We start from the raw sequence: 22,682 nt of genomic DNA, 5'->3' as shown, positions 1-22,682 counted from the left end.
CCGTGGCTCCTCCAGATACGGACCTAAGAGTGTGCAGCGTGAAGGCTACCGCGCCGCCGACCTCACCATTCCAGCGCCCATGGCCTGCCCGTCCCGGCGAAGTGCCCCACGTTCACGCACTCGGTCGCCCCGATCCGCATCCGGCGCGCCAGCGGCTGGTGGACGTGGCCGAAGAGGGAGTAGCGGGGGCGGGTGCGGCGGATCGCGTCCAGGAGGGCCCGGCTGCCCCGCTCGAAGCGGCGCGCGACGGTGTCGTAGACCAGCTCGGGCACCTCCGGCGGTATGTGGGTGCACAGCACGTCCACCTCGCCGACCGCCTCGATCTTCGCCGCGTACTCCTCGTCGTCGATCTCGTACGGAGTCCGCATCGGGGTGCGCAGGCCACCGCCCACGAAGCCGAAGGTCCGGCCGCCGATCTCCACCCGCTCGCCGTCCAGCACCGTGGTGCCGGGCCCCGCGTACTCGCTCCACAGGGGCGGCATGTCGACATTGCCGTAGGTGGCGTACGTCGGTGTCGGGAACGCGGCGAACAGCTCGGCGTACTGCTTGCGCACCGCCTTCTCGATGGCGGTGGCCCGGTCGGAGCCGATCCCGGCCCACAGCCGGGCACCGAAGGCACGCGCCTCCTCGAAGCGGCGCGCCGTGCGCAGTTCGACGATGCGGTCGGCGTTCTCCGTGCCGAACAGGTCGGGGAAGATCCCGCGCGAGTGGTCGGCGTAGTCGAGGAAGAGGACGAGGTCGCCGAGGCAGATCAGGGCGTCCGCACCTTCGCCGGCCCGGGCCAGGTCACGGGCGTTGCCGTGCACGTCACTGACCACATGGACGCGTGTCCTTCGGTTACCGGAGCGTGTGGGTGCCATGGCGATCAAGCGTAGGCGTGTGGGGTGTGCGTGAACAGTGGCGACCCGGCTTGTGGTTACTCGCCGGTCGCTTAGGCGGTGGACTACTGTGCGCGAAGGAACGCCATCCTGTGTGACGCAGCGAACATCTCGCCAGGACCCCCTGTCGTAGAAGCCATACCGGCGGGTAACGTCCGGGCAGTCCAGTCGTGCTCTGGATTTCAACAAGTGAATTCCAGAGCACCTGCCCGAGCCTTGGACCGCACCGTCGCATCACACAGTGTCGTGGCGCCGGCGCCCTATGAGGAGCAGCAGTCTTGCGCGAGTTCAGCCTTCCGGCTTTGTACGAGGTCCCTGCGGACGGCAATCTGACCGACATCATCCGCAGAAACGCCGCGCAGCATCCCGACGTCGCCGTCATCGCCCGCAAGGTGGGCGGCGCCTGGCAGGACGTGACGGCCACGGAGTTCCTGGCCGAGGTGCACGCCGCCGCCAAGGGGCTCATCGCCTCCGGTGTACAGCCGGGCGACCGGGTCGGCCTGATGTCCCGCACCCGGTACGAGTGGACGCTCCTCGACTTCGCGATCTGGAGCGCGGGCGCGGTCACCGTGCCGGTGTACGAGACCAGCTCGCCGGAGCAGGTGCAGTGGATCCTGTCCGACTCGGGCGCGACCGCCTGCATCGTGGAGCTGGACAACCACGCCGCCGCCGTGGACTCGGTGCGCGACTCGCTGCCCGCCCTGAAGCACATCTGGCAGATCGAGGCCGGGGGCCTGGAGGAGCTGGGCCGGCTCGGGCAGGACGTCTCGGACGCGACCGTGGAGGAGCGCAGCTCGCTCGCCAAGGCCGACGACCCGGCGACCATCGTCTACACGAGCGGTACGACCGGCCGCCCCAAGGGCTGCGTGCTCACCCACCGCAGCTTCTTCGCCGAGTGCGGCAACATCGTGGAGCGGCTGCGCCCGCTGTTCCGCACCGGTGAGTGCTCGGTCCTGCTCTTCCTGCCGCTCGCGCACGTCTTCGGGCGGCTGGTGCAGATCGCGCCGATGATGGCGCCGATCAAGCTGGGCTGTGTCCCGGACATCAAGCACCTCACGGACGAGCTGGCCGCGTTCCGGCCGACGCTGATCCTCGGTGTCCCGCGCGTCTTCGAGAAGGTGTACAACTCCGCGCGCGCCAAGGCGCAGGCGGACGGCAAGGGCGCGATCTTCGACAAGGCCGCGGACACCGCGATCGCCTACAGCAAGGCGCAGGACACCCCGTCGGGCCCGCCCCTCGGCCTGAAGATCAAGCACAAGGTCTTCGACAAGCTGGTCTACAGCAAGCTCCGCGCGGTCCTCGGCGGCCGGGGCGAGTACGCGATCTCCGGCGGTGCCCCGCTGGGCGAGCGCCTCGGTCACTTCTTCCGCGGCATCGGCTTCACGGTGCTGGAGGGCTACGGCCTGACCGAGTCCTGCGCGGCGACCGCGTTCAACCCCTGGGACCGGCAGAAGATCGGCACGGTCGGCCAGCCGCTGCCCGGCTCGGTGATCCGGATAGCGGACGACGGCGAGGTGCTGCTGCACGGCGAGCACCTGTTCAAGGAGTACTGGAACAACCCGGGCGCGACCGCGGAGGCGCTCGCCGACGGCTGGTTCCACACCGGTGACATCGGCACGCTCGACGAGGACGGCTACCTCAGGATCACCGGCCGCAAGAAGGAGATCATCGTCACCGCCGGCGGCAAGAACGTGGCCCCGGCCGTGATCGAGGACCGTATCCGTGCCCACGCGCTGGTCGCGGAGTGCATGGTGGTGGGCGACGGGCGGCCGTTCGTGGGCGCGCTGGTCACCATCGACGACGAGTTCCTGGGCCGTTGGGCGGCCGAGCACGGCAAGCCGGCGGGCTCCACCGCGGCGTCGCTGCGCGAGGACCCGGATCTGCAGGCGGCGATCCAGGCGGCGGTCGACGACGGCAACGCCGCGGTGTCGAAGGCGGAATCGGTGCGGAAGTTCCGCATTCTGTCCTCCCAGTTCACGGAGGAGTCGGGCCACCTCACCCCGTCGCTGAAGCTCAAGCGGAACGTGGTGGCGAAGGACTACGCGGACGAGATCGAGGCGATCTACGCGAAGTAGTCACCCTGAAGCAGGCTCATGGCGCGGTGTCCTCGGCGAGGACCCGCGCCATCGTGCGTTCGGCGAGCGCGGTGATGGTGACGAAGGGGTTCACCCCGATCGAGCCCGGCACGAGCGAGCCGTCGGTGATGTAGAGCCTCGAATACCCCTTGACCCGGCCGTAGTCGTCGGTCGCCTTCCCCAGCACGCAGCCGCCCAGCGGGTGGTAGGTGAAGTCGTCCGCGAAGACCTTGCTGGTCGAGCCGAAGAGGTCGTACCGGTAGATGGTCGCGTTGGCCGCGTTGACGCGGTCGAACAGCTTCTTGGCCATGCCGACCGAGACGGCGCTCTGCGCGGCGGTCCAGCCGAGCTTCACCGCGCCCGACGAGGAGTCGTACGAGAACGACGCCCGCTCGGGGTTCTTGGTGATCGCCAGGTACAGGCTGATCCAGTGCTCGAACCCCATGGGCAGCGGGGCGATCTCGGCGAAGACCGGGTTGGCGGTGTTGGCCCAGTCGTCGATGCCCATGACGGGCATGGTCGCCTGGTTGGCGCCGACGGTGTCCCAGATGTGGTTGGCGCGGCCGAGCATGGTGTTGCCGTTGGTGCCCCAGCCGGCGCCGACTCCGGCGTTCAGCGCGGGCAGGGTGCCCGTCTCCCGTGCCCGGACGAGGAGTTCGGTCGTACCGAGGCTGCCGCCGCCGAGGAAGAGGTACGTGCAGCTGTACTGCTTGGTCTCCACGACCTTGCCGGTGGTGTCGATGCGGTCGGCGGTCAGGACGTACGACCCGTCGCTCGCCCTGGTGACCGACCTGACCTTCTCCAGGGTGTGGATCGTGACGTTGCCGGTGCCGAGGGCGGCGGCCAGGTACGTCTTGTCGAGGCTGCGCTTGCCGTAGTTGTTGCCGTAGATGACCTCGCCGGCGAGTGCGGACTTCGTGGCCGTGCCGGCGGCCTCGCGCTGCATGTAGCCGAAGTCGTAGACGTTCGGCACGAACGTGGTCTTCAGGCCGGCGTTGGCGGCGGCCTTCCGGGAGGTGCGGGTGAACTGGTACCACTCCGTGGACTCGAACCAGGCCGGGTCGACGGTGTTGACGCCGAGCATGGAGCGGGCGCGCGGGAAGTAGGTGCCGTACATCTCGTCGGCGTCCACGGTCGGGAACTGCTCGGCGAAGTAGGACTTCAGCGGGGTGACCGCCATGCCGCCGTTGACCAGGGAGCCGCCGCCGACGCCCCGGCCGACGTACACGGACATGTTGTCGTAGTGCACGCGGTCGAGGACTCCGGGGTAGGCGCCGATGTCCTTGTTGACGAGGTCCAGCCAGAGGAAGGTGGCCAGCGGGGCCTCGGTGCGGGTGCGGAACCACATGGAGCGCTGGTCGGGTGCACTGGTGGAACAGAACACCTTGCCGTCGCCGCCGGTGGTGTTCCAGAGGCGGCCCATCTCCAGGACGAGGGTGCGGATGCCGGCCTGACCGAGGCGGAGGGCGGCTACGGCGCCGCCGTAGCCGGAACCGACCACGATCGCCGGGGAGTTGTCGACCGCGGCCGGTTCGGCGGCGTGCGCGGACTGGAGACCTATGCGGGTGAGACCGGACGCGGCGGCTGTCTGGAGAGCCACCATGCCGAGGATTTGACGCCTCGTCAGCTGATGCTGCATCAGTTTTGCTGTCATGTGCGCAGCATGTGCGGATTTCCCCGTTCCGCCTAGAGCGGGGACGAGTTTTTGAAGACCTCTTTCAGAGCAGTTCTCTGAGCTTGTCCGCCAGCAGGTCCCAGCGCCACTTCTCCTCGACCCACTGGCGGCCCCGCTTGCCCATCCGGTCGCGCAGCTCGGGGTCGCCCAGCAGAGCCACGATCCGCTCGGCCGCCTCCGCCGGTTCGCCGCCGCGGACGACCCAGCCGGTCTCCCCGTCGAGCACCGCGTCCGGCGCGCCGCCCGAGTCACCCGCGACGACCGGCAGGCCGGTGGCCGAGGCCTCCAGGTAGACGATGCCGAGGCCCTCGACGTCCAGGCCGCCGCGGCGGGTGCGGCACGGCATGGCGAAGACGTCGCCGGCGCCGTAGTGGGCGGGCAGCTCGGACCAGGGCACGGAGCCGGTGAAGCGGACCGAGGCCTCGACACCGGTCTCGCGGGCCAGGCGGCGCAGGTCCTGCTCGTAGGGGCCGCCGCCGACGATCAGCAGCACGGTGTCCGGCTCGGCGGCGAGGATCCGGGGCATGGCCTGGATGAGCGTGTCCTGCCCCTTCCGCCGCACCAGCCGGGACACGCACACGACCACCGGCCGGTCGGTGAGCCCGAGCCGTGCCCGGACCTCGTCTCCGCCCGAGCCGGGGTGGAAGGTCTTCTCGTCGACACCGGGCGGCAGTTGCACCATCCGCTCGGCCGCGTCCGGGGTGAGCGCGGTCGCTATCCGGGAGCGGGTGTACTCGCCCAGGTAGGTGATCGTGTCGGTGGAGTCGCCGATCCGGCGCAGCAGCTGCCGCGCGGCGGGCAGCTGGGCCCAGCCGGCCTCGTGCCCGTGGGTGGTGGCCACCAGCCGCTCGGCTCCCGCCCCGCGCAGCGCGGGAGCCATCAGACCGAGCGGCGCGGCCGCCCCGAACCAGACCGAGGTGCAGCCGTGCTCGCGCAGCAGCGAGACGGCCCGCCGGGTCGCGCCGGGCGTGGGCAGCAGCATGGTCGTACGGTCGCGTACGACGGTGAAGGGCTGCTCGGCGTCGAAGGCGGCCGTGGCCGCGACTCCCTCGCGACCGCGCTTCCAGGTGGAGGCGTAGACGACCAGCCGCTCGGGTTCCAGCCGGAGGGCCATGTTGTGCAGGAAGGCCTGGATGCCGCCCGGCCGGGGCGGAAAGTCGTTGGTCACGATCAGCGTCTTGTGCATCGCTGCCGACCCTACCGGGCGCGCTTCGTGGCACTCGCACAGGTCGGCAGGGAATCATGGGTCCGGACCGGGGCCGGGATACGAACAGGGGTACGGGTGAGCGGGAAGATAGCGGGACTGTCGGCGACTTGGTGCGCCACCCGCCTGGTGCTACTGCTCTTCGTCTTCGGGGTGTACGTCTTCCCGGGCCCCGACGTCACCACCGACGTGTCGGTGATCTACCAGGGCTGGTACGAGGTGCTGCGCCAAGGAACGTTTCCGCTGGCCGACGTGACCTGGCAGTACCCGCCGGCAGCGGCGCTCGCGATCCTCTGCCCCGCCGCCCTGCCGTTCCTGAGCTACCCGCACGCCTTCTTCGTGCTGGTGTGCCTGGCCGATCTGGCCGTGCTGGCCCTGCTGGGGTACGCGGGCCTGCGGCCCGGCCGGTCGCTGCGCGGGGCCTGGACCTGGGTGGCGGGCGTACCGCTGCTCGGCCCGACGGTGTACGCCCGTTACGACCTGATGGTGACCGCGGTGGCCGTGGCGGCCCTGCTCGCGGGGACCCGGCATCCGCGGGTGATGGGCGCGCTGGTGGGTTTCGGGGCGCTGCTGAAGGTGTGGCCGGCGCTACTGCTGGTGGGTGCCACCCGGCTGCGGGCGTGGGTGTCGGCCGCGGTGACCGCGGGCGGTGTCGCGGCGCTGTTCGCGGTGTCCATGTCGGGCGCCTTCGCCTTTCTCACCTTCCAGCGGGACCGGGGCACCGAGGTGGAGTCGCTGGGCAGCCTGGTCTTCCATGTGGCCCGGCACCACGGCTGGCAGGGTCAGGTGCTGCTGAACTACGGGTCGATCGAGTTCGTCGGCCCGTACGTGGGACTGGTCAGCACTGTCGCGATGGCACTGAGCGGGGCCGCGCTCGGCTGGCTGGTGCTGTGGCGGCGGCGGGCGGCCCGGTTCGCCCCGCACACGCTCGCGGACGCCGCCCTCACGGCGGTCCTGCTGTTCACGGTCACCAGCCGGGTGATCAGCCCGCAGTACCTGGTGTGGCTGATCGGCCTGGCCGCCGTGTGCCTGTGCTCCCGGGCGAGCCGTATGGGCGCCCCCGCCCTGATGGTCCTCGCCGCGGCCTTCGTGACGGTCCTCGAGTTCCCGATCGGCTTCATCCACGTGGTCGTGAGCGACACGTACGGCATCACCCTGCTCGTCCTGCGCAACGGCCTGCTCGTCGCCGCCGCGCTCACGGCGGCCCGCGCGCTGTGGCGCTCCACGGTCCCCGCGGCCGCCGCGACCCCGCTGCCCCCTCAGCCGACCCTCGCCAAGGAGACCTCGGCCCCCTGACGCCGCCCCCGCCGCAGCAGCACCGCCACGGCCCCGCACTGCACGGCCATCGCGAGTGCCAGGGCCAGGCAGACGCCGGGCAGGCCGAGGCCGGAGAGGGCGTACGCCAGGGGCAGCTGGACGGCGGTGCCGAGCACGGTGGCCCGGAGCAGCGCCGGGGCTCCCCCGCTGCCCTCGAAGACCCCGCCGAGCGCGATGCAGCAGGCCATCAGCAGCAGGTAGGGGCCGATGCAGCGCAGGAACAGCACGCCCTGGTGGGCGACCTCGGGTCCGGCGCCGAAGGCGGCCGTGATCCAGGGGGCGGTGGCGGCGAACAGGATGGCGGCCGCCAGGCCCAGCGCTCCGGAGAGGAGCATCGCCTGCCTCCCGATGGCCCCCCGCGCGTCCTGTCCCGCGCCCCGGGTGTGCGCGGTGTGGATGGCGGCGGCCTGCCGTACCGCGTAGAAGGCCATGGTGGCGACGTACAGGACCTTGTACGCGATCGAGTAGGCGGCCACCGCCGTCACCCCGAGCCGCGCCACGATCGCCACCAGCACCAGCGCACCTCCCTGCCGCACGGTGAAGTCGGCGGACATGGGCAGGCCGGTGGTGAGGGTGCGGTGCAGGGCGGCGCGGACCGGTTCGGCGCGCGGGGCCTCGGCCGCCGTGCGCAGCAGCGCGTTGCGGCCGAGCGCGCGCAGGCCCACCGCCAGGGCCGCGCCGCGGCACAGCACGGTCGACAGGGCGGCGCCCCGGACGCCGTAGAGGTGGATGAGGACCGGGTCGCAGAGCAGGATCAGCCCGTTGGCCAGCAGGGCGAGCCGCATCGGGGTGCGGGTGTCGCCGGCGCCCTTGAGGATGCCGTCGACGAGCTGCTGGGCGAAGAAGACGGCCATGCCCGGCAGGGAGATCGCGAAGTAGGCGGCCGCGAGGCCGAGGGCCGCCGAGTCGCCGGCGCCCAGGACCAGGCGGGCCAGCGGCTCGCGCAGGAGGAACCCGCCCACCGCGACCACCGGTGTGACCAGCGCGCACAGAGCCCGGCCGCCGCGCACCGCGGCCCGCAGGGCGGCGGGATCACGGGCTCCCCGGGCGTGTGCGACCAGCACGGTCGTGCCGGAGGCGAAGACCAGGGCGATGCCAAGCAGCACGTTCTCGGTGTTGGTCGCGACGGCGACGGCGGCCACGGCGGCACCGCCGAGCCGGGAGACCCAGACGGTGTTGATGATCCCGGAGGCGACCGAGGCGAGGAGCGAGAGGTAGACGGGGTGGGCGAGCGAGACGAGTTGCCTGCGGTGCGCGTTCACGAAGAGCCCCCTCTTATCGAGCTACCTCGTTTAGAGGTAGCTCGATAAGAGCTAGCATGGATCCGACGTCCGCTGCAAGGAGGAATGCGCGTGCTGGAGCTGTCGATCCTGGGCTTCCTCGCCGAGGAACCCCTGCACGGCTACGAGCTGAAGGAGCGCATCAGGGCGCTGAGCGGCCATGTCCGCCCGGTCAGCGACGGCGCCCTCTACCCGGCCATCAACCGGCTGGTCGCCGCGGGCAAGCTCGACCAGCACACCGAGGAGGGCGCGAGCGCCGCCCCGCGCCGGGTGCTGTCGCTGACCGCGAAGGGCCGCGCGGACCTGCTGGAGCGGCTGCGCACTCCCAAGCAGGCCGAGATCACCGACCACGTCCGCTTCAACACCGTCCTCGCCTTCCTGCGGCACCTGGCCGACCCGGCGGAACAGGCCGCGGTACTGCGCCGCCGCCTGGACTTCCTGGAGACCCCGGCGAGCTTCTTCTACCGGGACGGCGAGCCGGTGCGCGCCGAGGAGGCGGACGACCTGTTCCGGCAGGGCATGCTGCGGGTCGCCCGGGCCACCGGCACGGCCGAGCGGGCATGGCTGCGCGAGGCGATCGAGGCGCTCGGTCAGCGCAGCTGAGCGCGCACGTACCGCCGCCACTCGGCGGTGAACGCCTCGGGCTTGGTCTTGAGCACCTTCCTCAGCGCCTCCTCGACCGCGCCGGGCCGCTTCTGGTGGTCGCCGACGGCCCGGTAGAAGGCGCCCAGCCGGGCCTTGCCCCAGTGGTCGGCGATCATCCGGCAGGCGAGCCAGCCGCCCTCGTAGGCCTGTGCGAGACGGGCGGGGTCGCGGCTGAAGCCGAAGTCCTTGTCGGCGGGGAGGCTCGTGGGCACATGGCTGTCCTTGACCGCGCGGGCCAGTTCCGGCGCGGCCTCGGCGGGCGTGCGGCCGGTGCCGAGGTAGCCGATCCAGTCGGCGTAGCCCTCGGAGAGCCACAGCGGGGTGGCGGCGGTGGTGTGCGCGCGGGTGGCCACGTGGGTGGTCTCGTGGGTGAGCACGACCTGCTTGCCGACGCCGCCCAGCATGGCGTACGCCTCCGGGTTGACGACCACCCGGTCCGCGGGCGCCCGGCCCGCGCCGCCCACCTCGCCGGTGGTGACGGCGGCGATGCCCCGGTAGTTGGACGCGGGCGAGCCCAGCAGCCCCGCCATGCCCTCCAGCGTGCGCGGGACGAGGACGACGACCCGGCCGGCCCAGTCCGTGCCCCACGCCCGGGAGACGGCCGGGACCGCGTGGTCGGCGAGCCGGGCGTAGGCGCGCAGGTCGCCGGCACTCTGACCGGCCCCGAGGACCAGGCTGTGCGCGCCCTTCGCCGCGGTCACCTTGCCCTGGTCCCACAGCTGCTCCCCGGCCTTGTGCGCGGGCTTGTCGGCGGTGACGTACCACTTGCCGTCGGCGGTGCGGCCGAGGGTGAGGGTGCGGCGGACGCTGACCGGGGCCCGGTCGTAGCCGGCGATCCGGTAGCGCAGTTCGGCGTCGGCGGTGGCGCCCGGCCCGCCGTGGTGCAGGGCGGTCACCCGGTAGGTCCAGGAGGCCAGCGGGAGCGCCCGCAGGCGGACGTACGCGGTCCGGCTGCCCGTCGCGCCGTACGCCGTCTCGTCGTGCCGGAGCAGGGCCGCGGAGCGCCGGTCGAGCACCTGCTGCACCTCGGCCCTGGCCGGGTCGACCGCGGTCCGGCCGCCGCATCCGGCGAGGGGCGCCGCGAGCAGCAGACAGAGCCCCACCACCGTGGAGCGCCATGCCCGCCCATGACCAGCCATTCGCCGATCGTACGGGTTCGGGTGGGAGGTCAGGGCCGGGTGACCGAGGAGACGGGCATCATGCCGACCGGGTCGTAGCGCACCGGCGCGCCCGGATAGGGGGCGTGGATGACCTGGCCGTTGCCCACGTACATCGCCACATGGCTGGCGTCGGAGCGGTAGACGACCAGGTCGCCGGGGCGTGCCTGGGAGAGCGGGATCTGCCGGCCGGCGTACCGCTGCTCCTGCGAGGTGCGCGGCAGATGGACGCCGGCGTGCCCGTACGACCACTGCATCAGGCCCGAGCAGTCGAAGCCGGAGGGGCCGGTCGCGCCCCACACATAGGGGCGGCCGAGGGCGGAGCGGGCGGCGGCGACGGCGGCCGCGGCGCGGGCGTCGGGGGCGACGGCGCCGGACAGGTCGGGCAGGTCGGCGCGGTCGGCGCCGTCCGAGCGGGAGGCCCGGTCGTAGGCGGCGCGCTCGGCCGCGGGCAGGGCGTTGAGCAGCTGCCGGGCCCTGGCGAGCTTCTTCTCCACGGTCCGCTTGTGCGTGGCGACCGCCTTGCGGCTCTGCTCCAGCGCGGCGAGCTTCCCGGCGGCGTCGGCACGCTCCTGGGCCAGCTCGCGCATCGCCGTGCTCAACTCCCGCAGCCGGCCCGCCTGCTGGGCGCCGATGCGGTCGAGGGTGGCCGCCTTGTCGAGGTAGTCGTCGGGGTCGTCGGAGAAGAGCAGGGCGACGGCCGGGTCGAGGCCGCCGGCGCGGTACTGGGCGCCGGCCAGCGAACCGAGCGCCTCGCGCATGGTGTTGATGCGCTGCTGCTGCCGGGCGATGTGGTCCTGGGCGTCCCGGATCTCCCGGCGCAGCACGTCGGCCCGCTCGTCGGCCTTGTCGTAGGCCTGGGTCGCGCTCTCGGCCTCCTCGTAGAGGCGGTCCACCTCGGCACGGGTGTCGCCGTGCGGCGCTGCTTGGGCGGGTACGGCGCCGAGCGCGGCGGCCGCGGCCGACAACACACACAGGGCGACGCCGGCCCCTCGGTTGAACCCGGACAGTGCAAGGCGGCGATGGGACCCCACGGCAGTCCTTCTGCTGGCGGACAGGGACGGCTTCCCCGGCGCCGGGGACGGGGAGGCCCCTGCGCCGGGGAAACGCGGCAGACAGTAGCCGTGCGGAAGGACCACGCCGAACGACATCGAGGGGCGCACAAACCTGACGCCCCGCCCCTGACGCAGGTCATGGGCGGGGCGTGGAGTCAGTTTCGGTGCACGGGAATTCGCCCGTTCGGGCGCCCCCGAGTCAGCGTCGCGGTGTTGTCAGACCCGGACGCCGAACTGGAACGGCATGTTGCTGATCGACTCGTAGCGGACCACGGCACCGGTGTGCGGGGCGTGCAGCACCTGGCCGTTGCCGGCGTAGAGGCCGACGTGGTGCAGGTCGCCGTAGAAGAAGACCAGGTCGCCGACCTGGAGCTGGCTCTCCGAGAGGTGGGCGCCGATGTTCGCCTGCGCCTCGGAGGTGCGCGGGATGGTGACACCGGCCTGGGCATAGGCCCAGGAGGTCAGGCCCGAGCAGTCGAAGGAGGAGGGACCGGAGGCGCCGTAGACGTAGGGCGAGCCGATCTTGCTCTGCGCGGCGGAGAACGCGGCGGCGGCCCGGTTGGAGGCGGAGGAGTCGTCGCCGAGGTCCACGCGCTCGGTGGAGGAGCGGTTGGCGCGCGCCTGCTCGGCGGCGAGCGCGGCCTTCTCCTTGGCGGTCAGGGTGTTGAGCAGCTTCTGCGCCTCGGCGAGCTTGCCCTGGACTTCCTTCTTCTTGTTGCCCAGCTCGGTGCGGGTGGCGGCGAGGTCCTTGAGCTTGTCGGTGGCCTCTGCCCGCTCCTGGGCGAGTTCGCGCTGTTTGTCCTGAATCTTCTGCAGGGCCTCGACCTGCTGGCTGCTCAACTGGTCGAGCGTGGAGGCCTTGTCGAGGAAGTCGTCCGGGTTGGAGGACAGGAAGAGCTGGACCGAGGAGTCGATACCGCCGGAGCGGTACTGGGCGGTGGCCAGCGAACCCAGGCCGTCGCGCAGCTTGTTCAGCTCCTGCTGACCGCGGGCGACGTTGTCCTGGATGGTGGATATTTCCTTCTGCAGCTTCTGCTGCTTCTCCTTGGCCCCGTTGTACTTCTCGGTGGCCTGCTCCGCCTGCTCGTAGAGGTGGTCGACCTTCGCCTTGACCTCGTCCTTGCTGAGCTTCTCGCTCGGCGCGGCATTGGCGGCGTTCGCGCTGAGCGCGACGGCAGCGGCGGCTGCGGTGGTCAGCACGGTGACACGCGTGCGGCTCGGCTGCTTGGGTCGACGATGGGACGCCACTGAGGACGAACTCCTTCTTGTGAGTGATCACCCGTTCGGAGGTTCGAGCCCAGACCCTAGTGACCCACTTGTGATCAGTTCAAATCCTCGCGGCAAAAAACCCTGTGACGCAATGCATTCTTTGCACATAACTCACGTGCAGTGAGACGCGATTGACCCTACGTGGCGTGAGAGTCAGGTCAATTCGGGCATTGCGTATGCGCGTTGGACCTTCAGGACAGTCGCTTCAGAAGTACCGCAGAGGCGACGGGACGGGCACCGGCCTTCGCGACCCCGTCGGCCACCTCCCGGTCGGTCGAGGCGACGATGACCGGACGGCCCGGGGGCTCCGCGCGCACCAGCTGACGGATCAGCTCGTCGGCCGTGATCCCCGGCTTGGAGAACAGCACCCGCACCCCGCGCGGCGGCGCGAGCAGCACCGGCGCGGCCAGTTCGGCGCCGTCGAAGACGCACGTCACCTCGGCGCCGGTCTGCGCGGCGAGCGCCGAGAGCTGGCCCAGGAGCCGCAGTCGCTGCTTCTCCAGCGGCATCTGCGGATAGCCGGTCTTGGTGACGTTGTAGCCGTCGACCACCAGATGCACCTGCGGCAGCGCGAGCAACTGGTCGAGGATCGCCGGGTCGTTCTCGGACAGGGCCCGGGCCGCGATGTCCTTCGGGGTCATTCGTCCCGGTTCGACCGCGTCCACGGTCTCGGCCGGGCGCACGGAGACCGGGGGCAGGGCGAGTTCGCGCCGCAGCCCCTGGGTGGCGTCCAGCAGGGTGTCGAGCAGCAGCCGTACCCGCATGTCCTCGACGCTGCGCCCCTCGCGGGCCGCCCGGCGGGCGGCCTCCAGCCCGGCCTCGGCCTCGCCCAGCCGGGCCTTGAGCCGGCGGGACTCGCTCTCGGCGGCCGACAGCTGCGCCTGCCCCTCGGCACGCACGGCCTCGATCTCGCCCTGGACCTTGCGCAGCGCGGCCTCCCCGCGCTTGACGTCGCTGAGTGCGGCACGGAGCTTACGGTGAAGCGATTCCGCTTCCTTCTTCGCCGACTCCAGCTCGGTGCGCAGCCGTTCGGTCTCGGTCCGGGTCTGCGCCCGGGCCTGGGCCAGCTCCTCGCGCAGCCGCTCCAGCTCGGCCCGGCTCTCCTCGTCGGCCCGCTCGGCGTCCGCGCGCTGGGCCTCCTCGCCGGCCGCGGTGACCAGCTTCACCCAGCCCGCCGGGCGCAGCACATAGGCCGCGGCCGCCACATCGAGCGGGTCCGCGGCCGGGGGCGGCGAGCCGGAGTCCAGCGCGCCGGACAGCTCCGGCTGCGCCTCTCTGAACTTCTCCCCGATCCGCTGCCGGAAGAGCGGGTCGGTCTCCAGCGCGGCCGCCATCGCGTTCCCGGCGAACTTGGCCCGCCGGTTCGGGGCGAACCGGGCGTACTGCCTCAACTGGGCGGGCAGTTCCGCGACGGTCAGGCCGCCGAACCCGTCGGAGACGATCTGCACGACCCGCCGGCGCACGCCGTCGGGCAGCGGACGGTCAAGCACCTCAGCGGTGCCGTCGCCCGGCCCCCCGCTTGCGGTCTCCACCATCCGTCACACCCCAATACCCTGTACGGGGCCCGCTCCGCTCAGGAGCCGGCGCCCGGCCTGTCCACGAGTTCCACCTGGTCCACCGCGTTGCACCAGCGGCAGCGGACCGACTCGATGGTCTCACTGACCACCTCGCGCTCCTCGACCGTCGGCTCACCGGCGAGGTCGAGGTGGATGTACTCGACGACCTTCGACGAGCGGGTCACGTCGAAACGCGTGAGGTTGCCGCAGAGGGTGCAGCGCCATCGCGTCGTGGCGGTCGGCAGGGGAACCGTCATCGTGGCTGTTCGCTTCCTTACTCGGGTCGGTCCGCGCCGCTCCTCGACGCGTGTGGCTCGTAACCCTACGGCCTGGCGGGTACTCACCGCCCGTCCGTCCACGGCGGCGAGGCGGTCTGTCAGGTTGCGTCCCCTTACGTCATGCTCTGTAGTCATGATCAACGCCTGGAGCACGACGGCCGGCCGCACACTCAGGGCGCTCCGGGACACCTCCGCGCCGATGACGTACTTCCTCATCGCCCTGTGCTCACTGATCTTCGTGCTGGGCCCGGCCTCCGGGCTCACTCCGGCGTACGGCTCCGCGGACGCGCTGCCGGCCGCGCAGCGCGCGTACTTCCGGCGCTGGGGGGTGGTCCCGGCGGAGCTGTTCCACGAGCCCGTCCGGGAGGCCCTGACCCCGGTCACCGCGCTGTTCGTGCACGGCAGCTGGGTGCATCTGCTCGGCAACATGCTCTTCCTCTTCGTCTTCGGGGTGATGACCGAGGAACGGATGGGCCGGGTGGAGTTCACCCTGTTCTACGTCGGCTGCGGCTATCTGGCCCTGCTGGGCTACGCGGCCGCCAACGCCACCTCCGAGCAGTCGCTGGTGGGCGCGTCCGGGGCGATCTCGGCGGTGCTCGGGGCATTTCTCTACCTGTTTCCCCGCGCCCGTGTGACCAGTCTCCTCCCCTTCCTGTTCTTCCTGCCGATGCGCTTCCCGGCCTGGGTCGTGCTGCCCTTCTGGGCGGCCCTGCAGTGGCTCGCGGCGGGCCGCTCCGGCGAGGGGCCCGGGGTCGCCTACCTGGCGCACCTGGTCGGCTTCGGGGTGGGGTTCGGCTACGCATGGGTGCGATACGGACGCACGACTAGAGTGAACCCTGCACCGGCTCCGGCACCCGAGGGAGAGAACCCGTCGTGATCACCGCGATCGTCCTGATCAAGACCAGCGTGGACCGGATCCCCGAGATCGCCGAGCAGATCGCCTCGCTGGATACCGTCAGCGAAGTCTTCTCCGTCACCGGTACGTATGACCTGATCGCCATGGTGCGGGTACGCCAGCACGAGGACCTGGCCGACGTGATTCCGGGGCGGATCAGCAAGATCCCCGGGGTGGAGGCCACGGACACGCACGTCGCCTTCCGTACGTACTCGCAGCACGACCTCGAGGCGGCCTTCTCGATCGGGTTGGACAACTGATCGCCTGAAGACCGCCTCACCAGGCTTCAGAGACTCACACCGCCGGGACGCAGCGACCGTCCTCCGTGCGGTACTGCCACTTCGCGCCGTCCGTGACCAGTTCCCGTACCGCGTTCACGAAGCGCTCCACGTGCTCGTCCGGCGTGCCCGCGCCGAAGCTCACCCGGATCGCGTTCAGGGACTTCTCGCCGGGGGCGGCCTCGGGGGCGCCGCACTCGCCCTGGGTCTGGGGGTCGGAGCCGAGGAGGGTGCGGACCAGCGGGTGGGCGCAGAAGAGGCCGTCGCGGACGCCGATGCCGTACTCGGCGGAGAGGGCGGCGGCGAAGTGGGAGCTGTTCCAGCCGTCCACCACGAAGCTGATCACACCGACGCGAGGGGCGTCGTCGCCGAAGAGGGAGAGGATCCTGACCTCGGGGACCTCGGCGAGGCCCTCGCGGACCTTGGTGATCAGGTGCTGCTCGCGGGCCACGAGGGTGTCGAAGCCGGCCTCCGTCAGCGCCTTGCAGGCGGAGGCGATGGAGTAGGCGCCGATGACGTTCGGGGAGCCGGCCTCGTGGCGGGCGGCGGTCTCGTGCCACTGCACGGCCACTCCCCCGTCCTCGCGCCGCGTGACCTTGCGGCTCGCACCGCCGCCCGCGAGGTACGGCTCGGCCGCGACCAGCCAGTCGGCGCGGCCGGCCAGGACGCCGGAGCCGAAGGGGGCGTACAGCTTGTGGCCGGAGAAGGCGACCCAGTCGACGTCGAGGTCCTGGATCGACACCGGGTGGTGGGGGGCCAGCTGGGCCGCGTCCAGGACGATCCGGGCGCCGTGGGCGTGGGCCGCGGCGGCCAGCTCGCGGACCGGCCACAGCTCGCCGGTGACGTTGGAGGCGCCGGTGACGCAGACCAGGGCCGGGCCGTACGGGTCGCGGTCGGCGAGGGCCCGCTCCAGGGTCTCGACGGCCTGCTGCGGGGTGCGCGGGGCGTTGAGGTAGGTGACCCGGGCGTCCTGCCAGGGCAGCAGGGAGGCGTGGTGCTCGGTCTCGAAGACGAAGACCTGGCAGTCGGCCGGGATCGCCCGGGCCAGCAGGTTCAGGGAGTCCGTGGTCGAGCGGGTGAAGATCACCTGGTCGTCGGTGCGGCAGTCGAGGAACTCGGCGACCGTCCGGCGGGCGTTCTCGAACAGGTCGGTGGAGAGCTGGGAGAGGTAGCCGGCGCCGCGGTGGACGCTGCCGTAGTACGGCGCGTAGGCCGCCACGTCGTCCCAGACGCGCTGCAGGGCGGGGGCGCTGGCCGCGTAGTCGAGCGCCGCGTAGGTGACCTCGCCGCCGGTCACGAGCGGGACGGTGACATCCCCGCCCAGAACGGGCAGCGCCCCCGAAATGTTACGGCAAACGGTCTGGGCGGAGGCAGCGGTGGAGACAGACATGGCGAACTCCCGTGAGAGGCAAGCGGAATCACCGTGCGAGCGGGTACGGCTCAAGCACGGAGAAAGGTGAAAGGGGTATGCGGAGGCGGGGCTCTACGCCCTATCGCATTCGCTTGCTCACAGAAGGCTCCCTCGACGACCAGGACCCCTGGCGTGTGAGGGGTCCGCGCTTGCCGTAGACCTCGCTGCCTACGACCTGGTCTTCACCCGGGGCACCCCGCCACGGACGGAGGGTTGCCGGACAGTCGGCCGGGGCCTCATGACTGTCACTCATGACCTGGACAGGAACGTACGTGAAGTGATCGCGGTCCCGCAACTCCTGTCCGGATCGCGGGACCGCACATCGGATCCGTCAGCTGTTGCTGGCCGCCACCCACCGCTCCAGCGTCCGCTTCGCCGCACCCGAGTCGATCGACTCGGCCGCCTTGGCCATGCCCGCCCGGAGCTGCTCGGCCAGGGGGGCCTCGGTCGGGTCGAGGGCCACCAGGGCCGCCGCCGAGTTCAGCAGGACCGCGTCCCGGACGGGGCCCTGCTCGCCGTCCAGCAGGCGGCGGGCGACCTCCGCGTTGTACGACGCGTCGGCGCCGCGCAGGGCCTCCACGGGGACGAGGTCGATGCCGACGTCCCGCGGGTCGAAGCCCTCCTCCGTGACCTTGCCGTCCCGGACCACCCACACCCGGGAGGTGGAGGTGGTCGTCAGCTCGTCCAGGCCGTCGTCGCCCCGGAAGACCAGGGAGGAGTTGCCGCGCTCGGCGAGGACCCCGGCCACGATCGGTGCCATCCGCGGGTCGGCGACACCGACCGCCTGGGCACGCACCTTGGCCGGGTTGGTGAGGGGACCGAGCACGTTGAAGGTCGTACGGATCCCCAACTGGCCGCGTGCCGCGGCGACATGGCGCAGCGACGGGTGGAACTTCACCGCGAAGCAGAAGGTGATACCGGCGACCTCGGCGACCTCGGCGACCCGCTGCGGGGTCAGGTTGAGGTTGACGCCGAGCTTCTCCAGGACGTCCGACGCGCCGGACGCCGATGACGCGGCCCGGTTGCCGTGCTTGATCACCTTCGCGCCCGTACCGGCGACGACGATCGACGACATGGTGGAGATGTTCACCGTCTTCGCGCCGTCACCGCCGGTGCCGACGATGTCGACGGTCCGGCCGGGCACCTCGATCACGTTCGCGTGCTCGTACATCGCCCGGACCAGCCCGGTGATCTCGTCCACCGTCTCGCCCTTGGCCCGCAGTGCCACCACGAACCCGGCGATCTGCGCGTCGGTCGCCTCGCCGCGCATGATCAGGTCCATCGCCCAGGCCGTGTCGTCGGCGGACAGGTCCCGGCCATCCAGCAGGCCGTTCAGCAGGGCGGGCCAGGAACGGCCCGCCGCGGTGTCGCCTCCAGCGGGGGTCACAGCGCTCATAGCCGCTCCTGGGTGTCGTAGAAGAACAGTGTGGTCCCACCCTATCCAGCCCGGGACAGGGCGAAGGGCCCCGTCCGTAACACGGACGGGGCCCTTCAGCGTGGCGTGGCGACGCGGGGATCAGTGGTGGCCGTGGCCGCTCGTGATCTCCTTGTACTCGTCGACAGTGGGCTTCGGGATCTGGTTGTCCTCGCCGTAGTAGGCGTTGCTGAGCTTGACGCGCAGCTTCTCGGACGCCTTCACCTTGCGCTCGACACCGTTCTCGTCGACCGTCGGGCCGATCTCGGCCGGCTCGTACTGGTGGTGAGCCGTGAGGGTGTGCAGCTGCTCCTGGCTGAGCGGCTCGTGCACCTCGATGAACTCACCGTGCGGCAGGCGCTTGATGATGCCGGTCTCGCGACCGTGCAGCACCTTCTCGCGGTCGCGGCGCTGCAGGCCGAGGCAGATCCGCTTGGTGGTGATGAACGCGATGACCGGTCCGGCGAAGAAGAAGATCCGGACGAACCAGGTCACGTCGTTGATCGACAGGTGGAAGTGGGTGGCGATGAGGTCGTTGCCACCACCGACCAGGCCGACCATGTACACGGTCACCCAGGCGACACCGAACGCGGTACGCGTCGGGGCGTTGCGCGGCCGGTCCAGGATGTGGTGCTCGCTCTTGTCGCCGGTGACCCAGGACTCGATGAACGGGTAGAGCGCGATCGCCGCCAGGACGAGACCGAAGAGCACCAGCGGGATGAACACGCCCAGGACCAGCGTGTGACCCCAGAAGTTGATCTCCCAGCCCGGCATGTAGCGGACCAGACCCTCGGCGAAGCCCATGTACCAGTCGGGCTGGGCGCCGGTGGACACCTGGTCGGGCCGGTAGGGGCCCATGGCCCAGATCGGGTTGATCTGGGTCACCGCGGCGATGGCCGCGATCACACCGAAGACCAGGAAGAAGAAGCCTCCGGCCTTGGCCATGTACACCGGCAGCAGCGGCATGCCGACGACATTCTTCTCGCTCTTTCCGGGACCCGCGAACTGCGTGTGCTTGTGGTAGAAGACCAGGATCAGGTGGCCCACCATCAGGCCGAGCATGATGCCCGGCAGCAGCAGGATGTGGATCGAGTAGAACCGCGCCACGAAGTCGTGGCCCGGGAACTCGCCGCCGAAGAGGAAGAACGAGATGTACGTGCCGACGATCGGCATCGACAGGATCGCGCCCTCGGTGAAGCGGACACCGGTGCCGGAGAGCAGGTCGTCCGGGAGCGAGTAACCGGTGAAGCCGGTGAACATGCCGAGGACGAACAGCAGGAAGCCGAACAGCCAGTTGATCTCACGCGGCTTGCGGAACGCGCCGGTGAAGAACACGCGCATCATGTGCACGAACATGCCGGCGAGGAAGATCAGCGCGGCCCAGTGGTGGATCTGCCGGATGAGCAGACCACCGCGCACGTCGAAGGAGATGTGCAGGGTCGAGTTGAACGCCTCGGACATCAGCTGTCCCTGGAGCGGGACGTAGCTGCCGTGGTACTCCACCTCGTTCATCGACGGGTGGAAGAACAGCGTCAGATAGACACCGGTCAGGATGATGATGAGGAAGCTGTACATGCAGACTTCGCCCAACATGAACGACCAGTGGTCGGGGAAGATCTTGCGCATGTTGGACTTGGCCAGGGAGTAGATCCCCAGCCGGCCGTCGGCCCAGTCGGCGACCCGCTCGCCTGCCGGGGCCTTGCCGCGTCGCTCGTTGTTCTCGTTGGTGCTCATCCGCGCTCCCAGAATGCAGGACCGACGGGCTCCTCGAAGTCGCCGAGCGCCTGGAGGTAACCCTCGTCGTTCACGCCGATGCGGAGCTGCGGCAGGGCGTGACCGGCGGGGCCGAAGATCACTCGGGCACCGTCGGAGAGGTCGAAGGTGGACTGGTGGCACGGGCACAGCACGTGGTGCGTCTGCTGCTCGTACAGGGAGATCGGGCAGCCGACGTGGGTGCAGATCTTCGAGAACGCGACGATGCCCTGGTGCGACCATTCGAGCTCGCGCTTGTCCTTGATGTTGTCCGGCTGGAGCCGGATGATCATCAGGGCCGCCTTGGCGATCTCGTTCTGGAAGTCCTCCTGCACCTCCTCCAGGCCCTCGGGCTTGGCGAAGGTCAGCGAACCGACGGCGACGTCCTCGGGACGCAGCGGCTGGTTCGTGTTCATGTTGACGAGCAGCTTGCCCTTGGCCCACAGCGTGTGACGCAGCGAGGTGCCGGGCAGCGGACCGAGGTCACGCAGCAGCATGACGCCGGAGAGCGGCACCAGGGCCAGCGCGCCGAACATCGTGGTGCGGATCAGGCCGCGGCGGCCGATCGCCGACTCCTTGGCGCCCTGCTTGAAGTCCGCGTGGACCTTCGCACGGACCTCGGGAGAGGCCGCGATCGCGTGCCGCTCGTCGGCGACCTCCACGTCGGACATCAGGGTGCGGGCCCAGTGGACCGCGCCCGCGCCGATGCAGAACAGCGCCGTGCCGAGGGTCATGCCGAGCGCGAAGTTCAGCGCGCTGACGTGCCCGATCGGGAAGACGAAGATCGACTTGTCGTGCGGGATCGCCACGTAGGAGACGATGAAGCCGACGGTGGCCAGCATCGACACCGTGAACAGCAGGGCGACGACGCGCTCGGACCGCTTGGCGGCCCGCTCGTCGATGTCCTGGATCCGGTGCTCGTGAGGCGGCAGCCCCGGGTCCGCGAACGGGTTCTTCTCGTCCGCGACGGTCACGGCCGCGTGCGCGTGGTCCTGCTCAGCGGGCAGGTTCTCTTCTGGAATGTCTTGGCTACTCATGACTTCTTGGCCTTTGCGGTCCGAGCGGCGACCCAGACGGCTACCGCGATCAGCGCACCGAGGCCGAAGACCCACGCGAACAGGCCCTCGGTGACCGGGCCGAGACCGCCCAGCTCCATGCCGCCCGGCTGCTCCGTCTCGCTGCTGTTGATCGCGTTCAGGTACGCGATGACGTCCTTCTTGTTCTTCTCCGACAGCGTGGTGTCGGGGAAGGAGGGCATGTTCTGCGGGCCGGTCTGCATGGCCTCGTAGATGTGCTTCGGGTCGACGCCCGTCAGGTCCGGCGCGAACTTGCCCTTGGTGAGGGCACCACCCTTGCCGGTGAAGTTGTGGCACTGCGCGCAGTTGGTGCGGAACAGCTCGCCACCCTTGGCGATGTCCGCGCCCTCCGGGCCGTACTGGTCCTTCGTCGGCACCTCGGGACCGGCGCCCAGCGAGGCGACGTACGCCGCGAGCTGGTCGATCTGGGCCTGGGTGTAGATGTTCTTCTTCTTAACGACCTGCGGGCCCTGCGAGGTGGCGGCCGGCATACGGCCGGTCGCGACCTGGAAGTCGACCGCCGCAGCGCCCACGCCGACCAGGCTCGGGCCGTCGGAGGAGCCCTGGCCACCGGTGCCGTGGCAGCTGGCGCAGCCGACCTCGTAGAGCTTCTTGCCCTCCTTGATGGTCAGGGACTGGGAGGTTTCATCGGCCTGCGCCTTGCTCGCGGGCGCGAACGCGGCGTACAGCCCCCCAGTGGCCGCCAGCGCGAGGAGTAGGACGACGACCGCCGCCAGCGGATGGCGTCGTCGTGCGGAGAGCTTTTTCACGGATTACCCCGGTGTCAGGATCTTCTGCGTCGATGCTTCTGGATGTGCGGGAGCGGTCCCGGCTACTTGATCAGGTAGATCGTGGCGAAAAGGCCGATCCAGACCACATCGACGAAGTGCCAGTAGTAGGACACGACAATGGCGGCGGTCGCCTGCTCGTGGGTGAACCTCTTCGCCATGTAGGTGCGGCCGAGGACGAACAGGAAGGCGATGAGGCCGCCCGTCACGTGCATGCCGTGGAAGCCGGTGGTCAGGTAGAACACCGAGCCGTACGGGTCGGAGGACAGGGAGATCCCGTCCTTCTTCACCAGCTCCGTGTACTCGTAGATCTGACCGCCGATGAAGATCGCACCCATGATGAAGGTGAGGATGAACCAGCCACGGAGCTTCTTCACGTCCCCGCGCTCGGCGGCGAACACGCCGAGCTGGCAGGTGAGCGAGGAGAGCACCAGGATCGTGGTGTTCGTCGCGGAGAACGGCACATTGAGCGCCTCCGCCTGCTCCTTCCAGTGCGCCGGACCGGTCACCGATCGGAGGGTGAAGTACATCGCGAAGAGGGCCGCGAAGAACATCAGCTCGGAACTCAGCCAGATGATGGTTCCGACGCTGGTGAGGTTCGGTCGATTGACCGACGGGTGCGCGTGCCCGGTTTCTACTGTCGTTGCTGTCGCCACGACCGACATTATGTCGGTCGCTT

General features: G+C 70.4%; 20 protein-coding genes and 1 riboswitch. Of the genes, 5 read left to right on the top strand and 15 right to left on the bottom strand.

All coding sequences use genetic code 11. The features are described from left to right. Positions 1-62 precede the first annotated feature (62 nt). A complete protein-coding gene (locus tag CRP49_RS23210; protein WP_097255133.1) occupies positions 63-860 on the bottom strand; it encodes a metallophosphoesterase in 798 nt (265 codons plus the stop codon). Between the two features lie 296 nt (positions 861-1,156). Here CRP49_RS23210 and CRP49_RS23205 point away from each other — a divergent pair, with 296 nt between their 5' ends. Then, the gene (locus CRP49_RS23205; RefSeq protein WP_097255132.1) at positions 1,157-2,953 is read left to right on the top strand and encodes a long-chain fatty acid--CoA ligase; all 1,797 of its coding nucleotides are present in this window, start codon (positions 1,157-1,159) and stop codon (positions 2,951-2,953) included. 16 nt (positions 2,954-2,969) lie between these two features. Here CRP49_RS23205 and CRP49_RS23200 read toward each other — a convergent pair whose 3' ends face one another. Next, positions 2,970-4,556 carry a GMC oxidoreductase gene (locus CRP49_RS23200; RefSeq protein ID WP_097255131.1) on the bottom strand — a complete coding sequence of 529 codons (1,587 nt, stop codon included), beginning with the start codon at positions 4,554-4,556 and terminating at the stop codon, positions 2,970-2,972. A gap of 115 nt (positions 4,557-4,671) precedes the next feature. Beyond that, a complete protein-coding gene (locus tag CRP49_RS23195) occupies positions 4,672-5,814 on the bottom strand; it encodes a glycosyltransferase family 4 protein (RefSeq protein ID WP_097255130.1) in 1,143 nt (380 codons plus the stop codon). Positions 5,815-5,892: 78 nt separating this feature from the next. Between CRP49_RS23195 and CRP49_RS23190 the strand changes: the two genes are divergently transcribed. Next, positions 5,893-7,128 carry a glycosyltransferase 87 family protein gene (locus tag CRP49_RS23190; RefSeq protein ID WP_179851920.1) on the top strand — a complete coding sequence of 412 codons (1,236 nt, stop codon included), beginning with the start codon at positions 5,893-5,895 and terminating at the stop codon, positions 7,126-7,128. On the opposite strand, the gene CRP49_RS23185 is transcribed toward CRP49_RS23190, so the two are convergent. After that, on the bottom strand, positions 7,092-8,411 hold the full coding sequence (locus tag CRP49_RS23185; protein WP_097255128.1) for an MATE family efflux transporter: 1,320 nt from the start codon (positions 8,409-8,411) through the stop codon (positions 7,092-7,094). The genes CRP49_RS23190 and CRP49_RS23185 overlap by 37 nt on opposite strands. Before the next feature lie 90 nt (positions 8,412-8,501). On the opposite strand from CRP49_RS23185, the gene CRP49_RS23180 reads away from it, so the two are divergent. Beyond that, on the top strand, positions 8,502-9,032 hold the full coding sequence (locus CRP49_RS23180) for a PadR family transcriptional regulator (protein ID WP_097257497.1): 531 nt from the start codon (positions 8,502-8,504) through the stop codon (positions 9,030-9,032). Here CRP49_RS23180 and CRP49_RS23175 read toward each other — a convergent pair. The 5 genes from CRP49_RS23175 to CRP49_RS23155 all read right to left on the bottom strand — a co-directional run bounded on the left by CRP49_RS23175 (position 9,020) and on the right by CRP49_RS23155 (position 14,368). Further along, positions 9,020-10,213, bottom strand: coding sequence for a hypothetical protein (locus CRP49_RS23175; protein ID WP_179851728.1), 1,194 nt, complete (start codon positions 10,211-10,213; stop codon positions 9,020-9,022). The genes CRP49_RS23180 and CRP49_RS23175 overlap by 13 nt on opposite strands. Before the next feature lie 29 nt (positions 10,214-10,242). Beyond that, a complete protein-coding gene (locus tag CRP49_RS23170) occupies positions 10,243-11,265 on the bottom strand; it encodes an NlpC/P60 family protein (protein ID WP_097255126.1) in 1,023 nt (340 codons plus the stop codon). Between the two features lie 237 nt (positions 11,266-11,502). Beyond that, positions 11,503-12,534 (bottom strand): NlpC/P60 family protein, encoded by a 1,032-nt coding sequence (locus CRP49_RS23165; protein ID WP_097255125.1) that lies wholly within the window; start codon positions 12,532-12,534, stop codon positions 11,503-11,505. A gap of 212 nt (positions 12,535-12,746) precedes the next feature. Further along, a complete protein-coding gene (locus CRP49_RS23160; RefSeq protein WP_097255124.1) occupies positions 12,747-14,090 on the bottom strand; it encodes an NYN domain-containing protein in 1,344 nt (447 codons plus the stop codon). 38 nt (positions 14,091-14,128) lie between these two features. Then, positions 14,129-14,368, bottom strand: a complete 240-nt coding sequence (locus CRP49_RS23155) for a hypothetical protein (RefSeq protein ID WP_094220145.1) — start codon at positions 14,366-14,368, stop codon at positions 14,129-14,131. 154 nt (positions 14,369-14,522) lie between these two features. Here CRP49_RS23155 and CRP49_RS23150 point away from each other — a divergent pair, with 154 nt between their 5' ends. Together CRP49_RS23150 and CRP49_RS23145 are read left to right on the top strand one after the other, a co-directional pair. Continuing rightward, the gene (locus tag CRP49_RS23150; protein WP_097255123.1) at positions 14,523-15,266 is read left to right on the top strand and encodes a rhomboid family intramembrane serine protease; all 744 of its coding nucleotides are present in this window, start codon (positions 14,523-14,525) and stop codon (positions 15,264-15,266) included. Then, positions 15,263-15,544, top strand: coding sequence for an Lrp/AsnC family transcriptional regulator (locus CRP49_RS23145; protein ID WP_094220143.1), 282 nt, complete (start codon positions 15,263-15,265; stop codon positions 15,542-15,544). The genes CRP49_RS23150 and CRP49_RS23145 overlap by 4 nt, the downstream gene beginning before the upstream one ends. A 34-nt stretch (positions 15,545-15,578) precedes the next feature. On the opposite strand, the gene CRP49_RS23140 is transcribed toward CRP49_RS23145, so the two are convergent. From CRP49_RS23140 to CRP49_RS23115, 6 genes are all read right to left on the bottom strand, one after another. Beyond that, entirely contained in the window at positions 15,579-16,952 is a 1,374-nt protein-coding gene (locus CRP49_RS23140; RefSeq protein ID WP_097255122.1) for an aminotransferase class V-fold PLP-dependent enzyme, read from the bottom strand. Between the two features lie 161 nt (positions 16,953-17,113). Further along, positions 17,114-17,230, bottom strand: a riboswitch (SAM riboswitch). 74 nt (positions 17,231-17,304) lie between these two features. Beyond that, the gene (gene trpD, locus CRP49_RS23135; RefSeq protein ID WP_097255121.1) at positions 17,305-18,369 is read right to left on the bottom strand and encodes an anthranilate phosphoribosyltransferase; all 1,065 of its coding nucleotides are present in this window, start codon (positions 18,367-18,369) and stop codon (positions 17,305-17,307) included. Positions 18,370-18,489: 120 nt separating this feature from the next. Next, a complete protein-coding gene (locus CRP49_RS23130) occupies positions 18,490-20,121 on the bottom strand; it encodes a cytochrome bc complex cytochrome b subunit (protein WP_097255120.1) in 1,632 nt (543 codons plus the stop codon). Continuing rightward, positions 20,118-21,176 (bottom strand): ubiquinol-cytochrome c reductase iron-sulfur subunit, encoded by a 1,059-nt coding sequence (locus tag CRP49_RS23125; protein WP_097255119.1) that lies wholly within the window; start codon positions 21,174-21,176, stop codon positions 20,118-20,120. Before CRP49_RS23125 ends, CRP49_RS23130 begins: the two co-directional genes overlap by 4 nt. Then, positions 21,173-21,985, bottom strand: coding sequence for a c-type cytochrome (locus CRP49_RS23120; protein WP_097255118.1), 813 nt, complete (start codon positions 21,983-21,985; stop codon positions 21,173-21,175). Before CRP49_RS23120 ends, CRP49_RS23125 begins: the two co-directional genes overlap by 4 nt. 62 nt (positions 21,986-22,047) lie before the next feature. Next, positions 22,048-22,668, bottom strand: a complete 621-nt coding sequence (locus tag CRP49_RS23115) for a heme-copper oxidase subunit III (RefSeq protein ID WP_094220137.1) — start codon at positions 22,666-22,668, stop codon at positions 22,048-22,050. Positions 22,669-22,682: the final 14 nt, after the last annotated feature.

Origin of the sequence: Streptomyces sp. Ag109_G2-15, from assembly GCF_900215565.1 — a bacterium.
GTDB classification, from domain to species: domain Bacteria; phylum Actinomycetota; class Actinomycetes; order Streptomycetales; family Streptomycetaceae; genus Streptomyces; species Streptomyces diastatochromogenes.
The sequence above is the reverse complement of the archived record's forward strand: the minus strand, read 5'-3'. Positions and strand labels throughout refer to the sequence as shown.

Excerpts from the sequence above, each read along its gene's own strand:
- CRP49_RS23140 (WP_097255122.1), bottom strand. The coding sequence starts at position 16,952 with ATGTCTGTCTCCACCGCTGCCTCCGCCCAGACCGTTTGCCGTAACATT.
- CRP49_RS23130 (WP_097255120.1), bottom strand. The coding sequence starts at position 20,121 with ATGAGCACCAACGAGAACAACGAGCGACGCGGCAAGGCCCCGGCAGGC.
- CRP49_RS23115 (WP_094220137.1), bottom strand. The coding sequence starts at position 22,668 with ATGTCGGTCGTGGCGACAGCAACGACAGTAGAAACCGGGCACGCGCAC.
- CRP49_RS23200 (WP_097255131.1), bottom strand. The coding sequence starts at position 4,556 with ATGGTGGCTCTCCAGACAGCCGCCGCGTCCGGTCTCACCCGCATAGGT.
- CRP49_RS23195 (WP_097255130.1), bottom strand. The coding sequence starts at position 5,814 with ATGCACAAGACGCTGATCGTGACCAACGACTTTCCGCCCCGGCCGGGC.
- CRP49_RS23155 (WP_094220145.1), bottom strand. The coding sequence starts at position 14,368 with ATGACGGTTCCCCTGCCGACCGCCACGACGCGATGGCGCTGCACCCTC.
- trpD (WP_097255121.1), bottom strand. The coding sequence starts at position 18,369 with ATGAGCGCTGTGACCCCCGCTGGAGGCGACACCGCGGCGGGCCGTTCC.
- CRP49_RS23150 (WP_097255123.1), top strand. The coding sequence starts at position 14,523 with ATGATCAACGCCTGGAGCACGACGGCCGGCCGCACACTCAGGGCGCTC.
- CRP49_RS23160 (WP_097255124.1), bottom strand. The coding sequence starts at position 14,090 with ATGGTGGAGACCGCAAGCGGGGGGCCGGGCGACGGCACCGCTGAGGTG.
- CRP49_RS23210 (WP_097255133.1), bottom strand. The coding sequence starts at position 860 with ATGGCACCCACACGCTCCGGTAACCGAAGGACACGCGTCCATGTGGTC.
- CRP49_RS23125 (WP_097255119.1), bottom strand. The coding sequence starts at position 21,176 with ATGAGTAGCCAAGACATTCCAGAAGAGAACCTGCCCGCTGAGCAGGAC.
- CRP49_RS23175 (WP_179851728.1), bottom strand. The coding sequence starts at position 10,213 with ATGGCTGGTCATGGGCGGGCATGGCGCTCCACGGTGGTGGGGCTCTGT.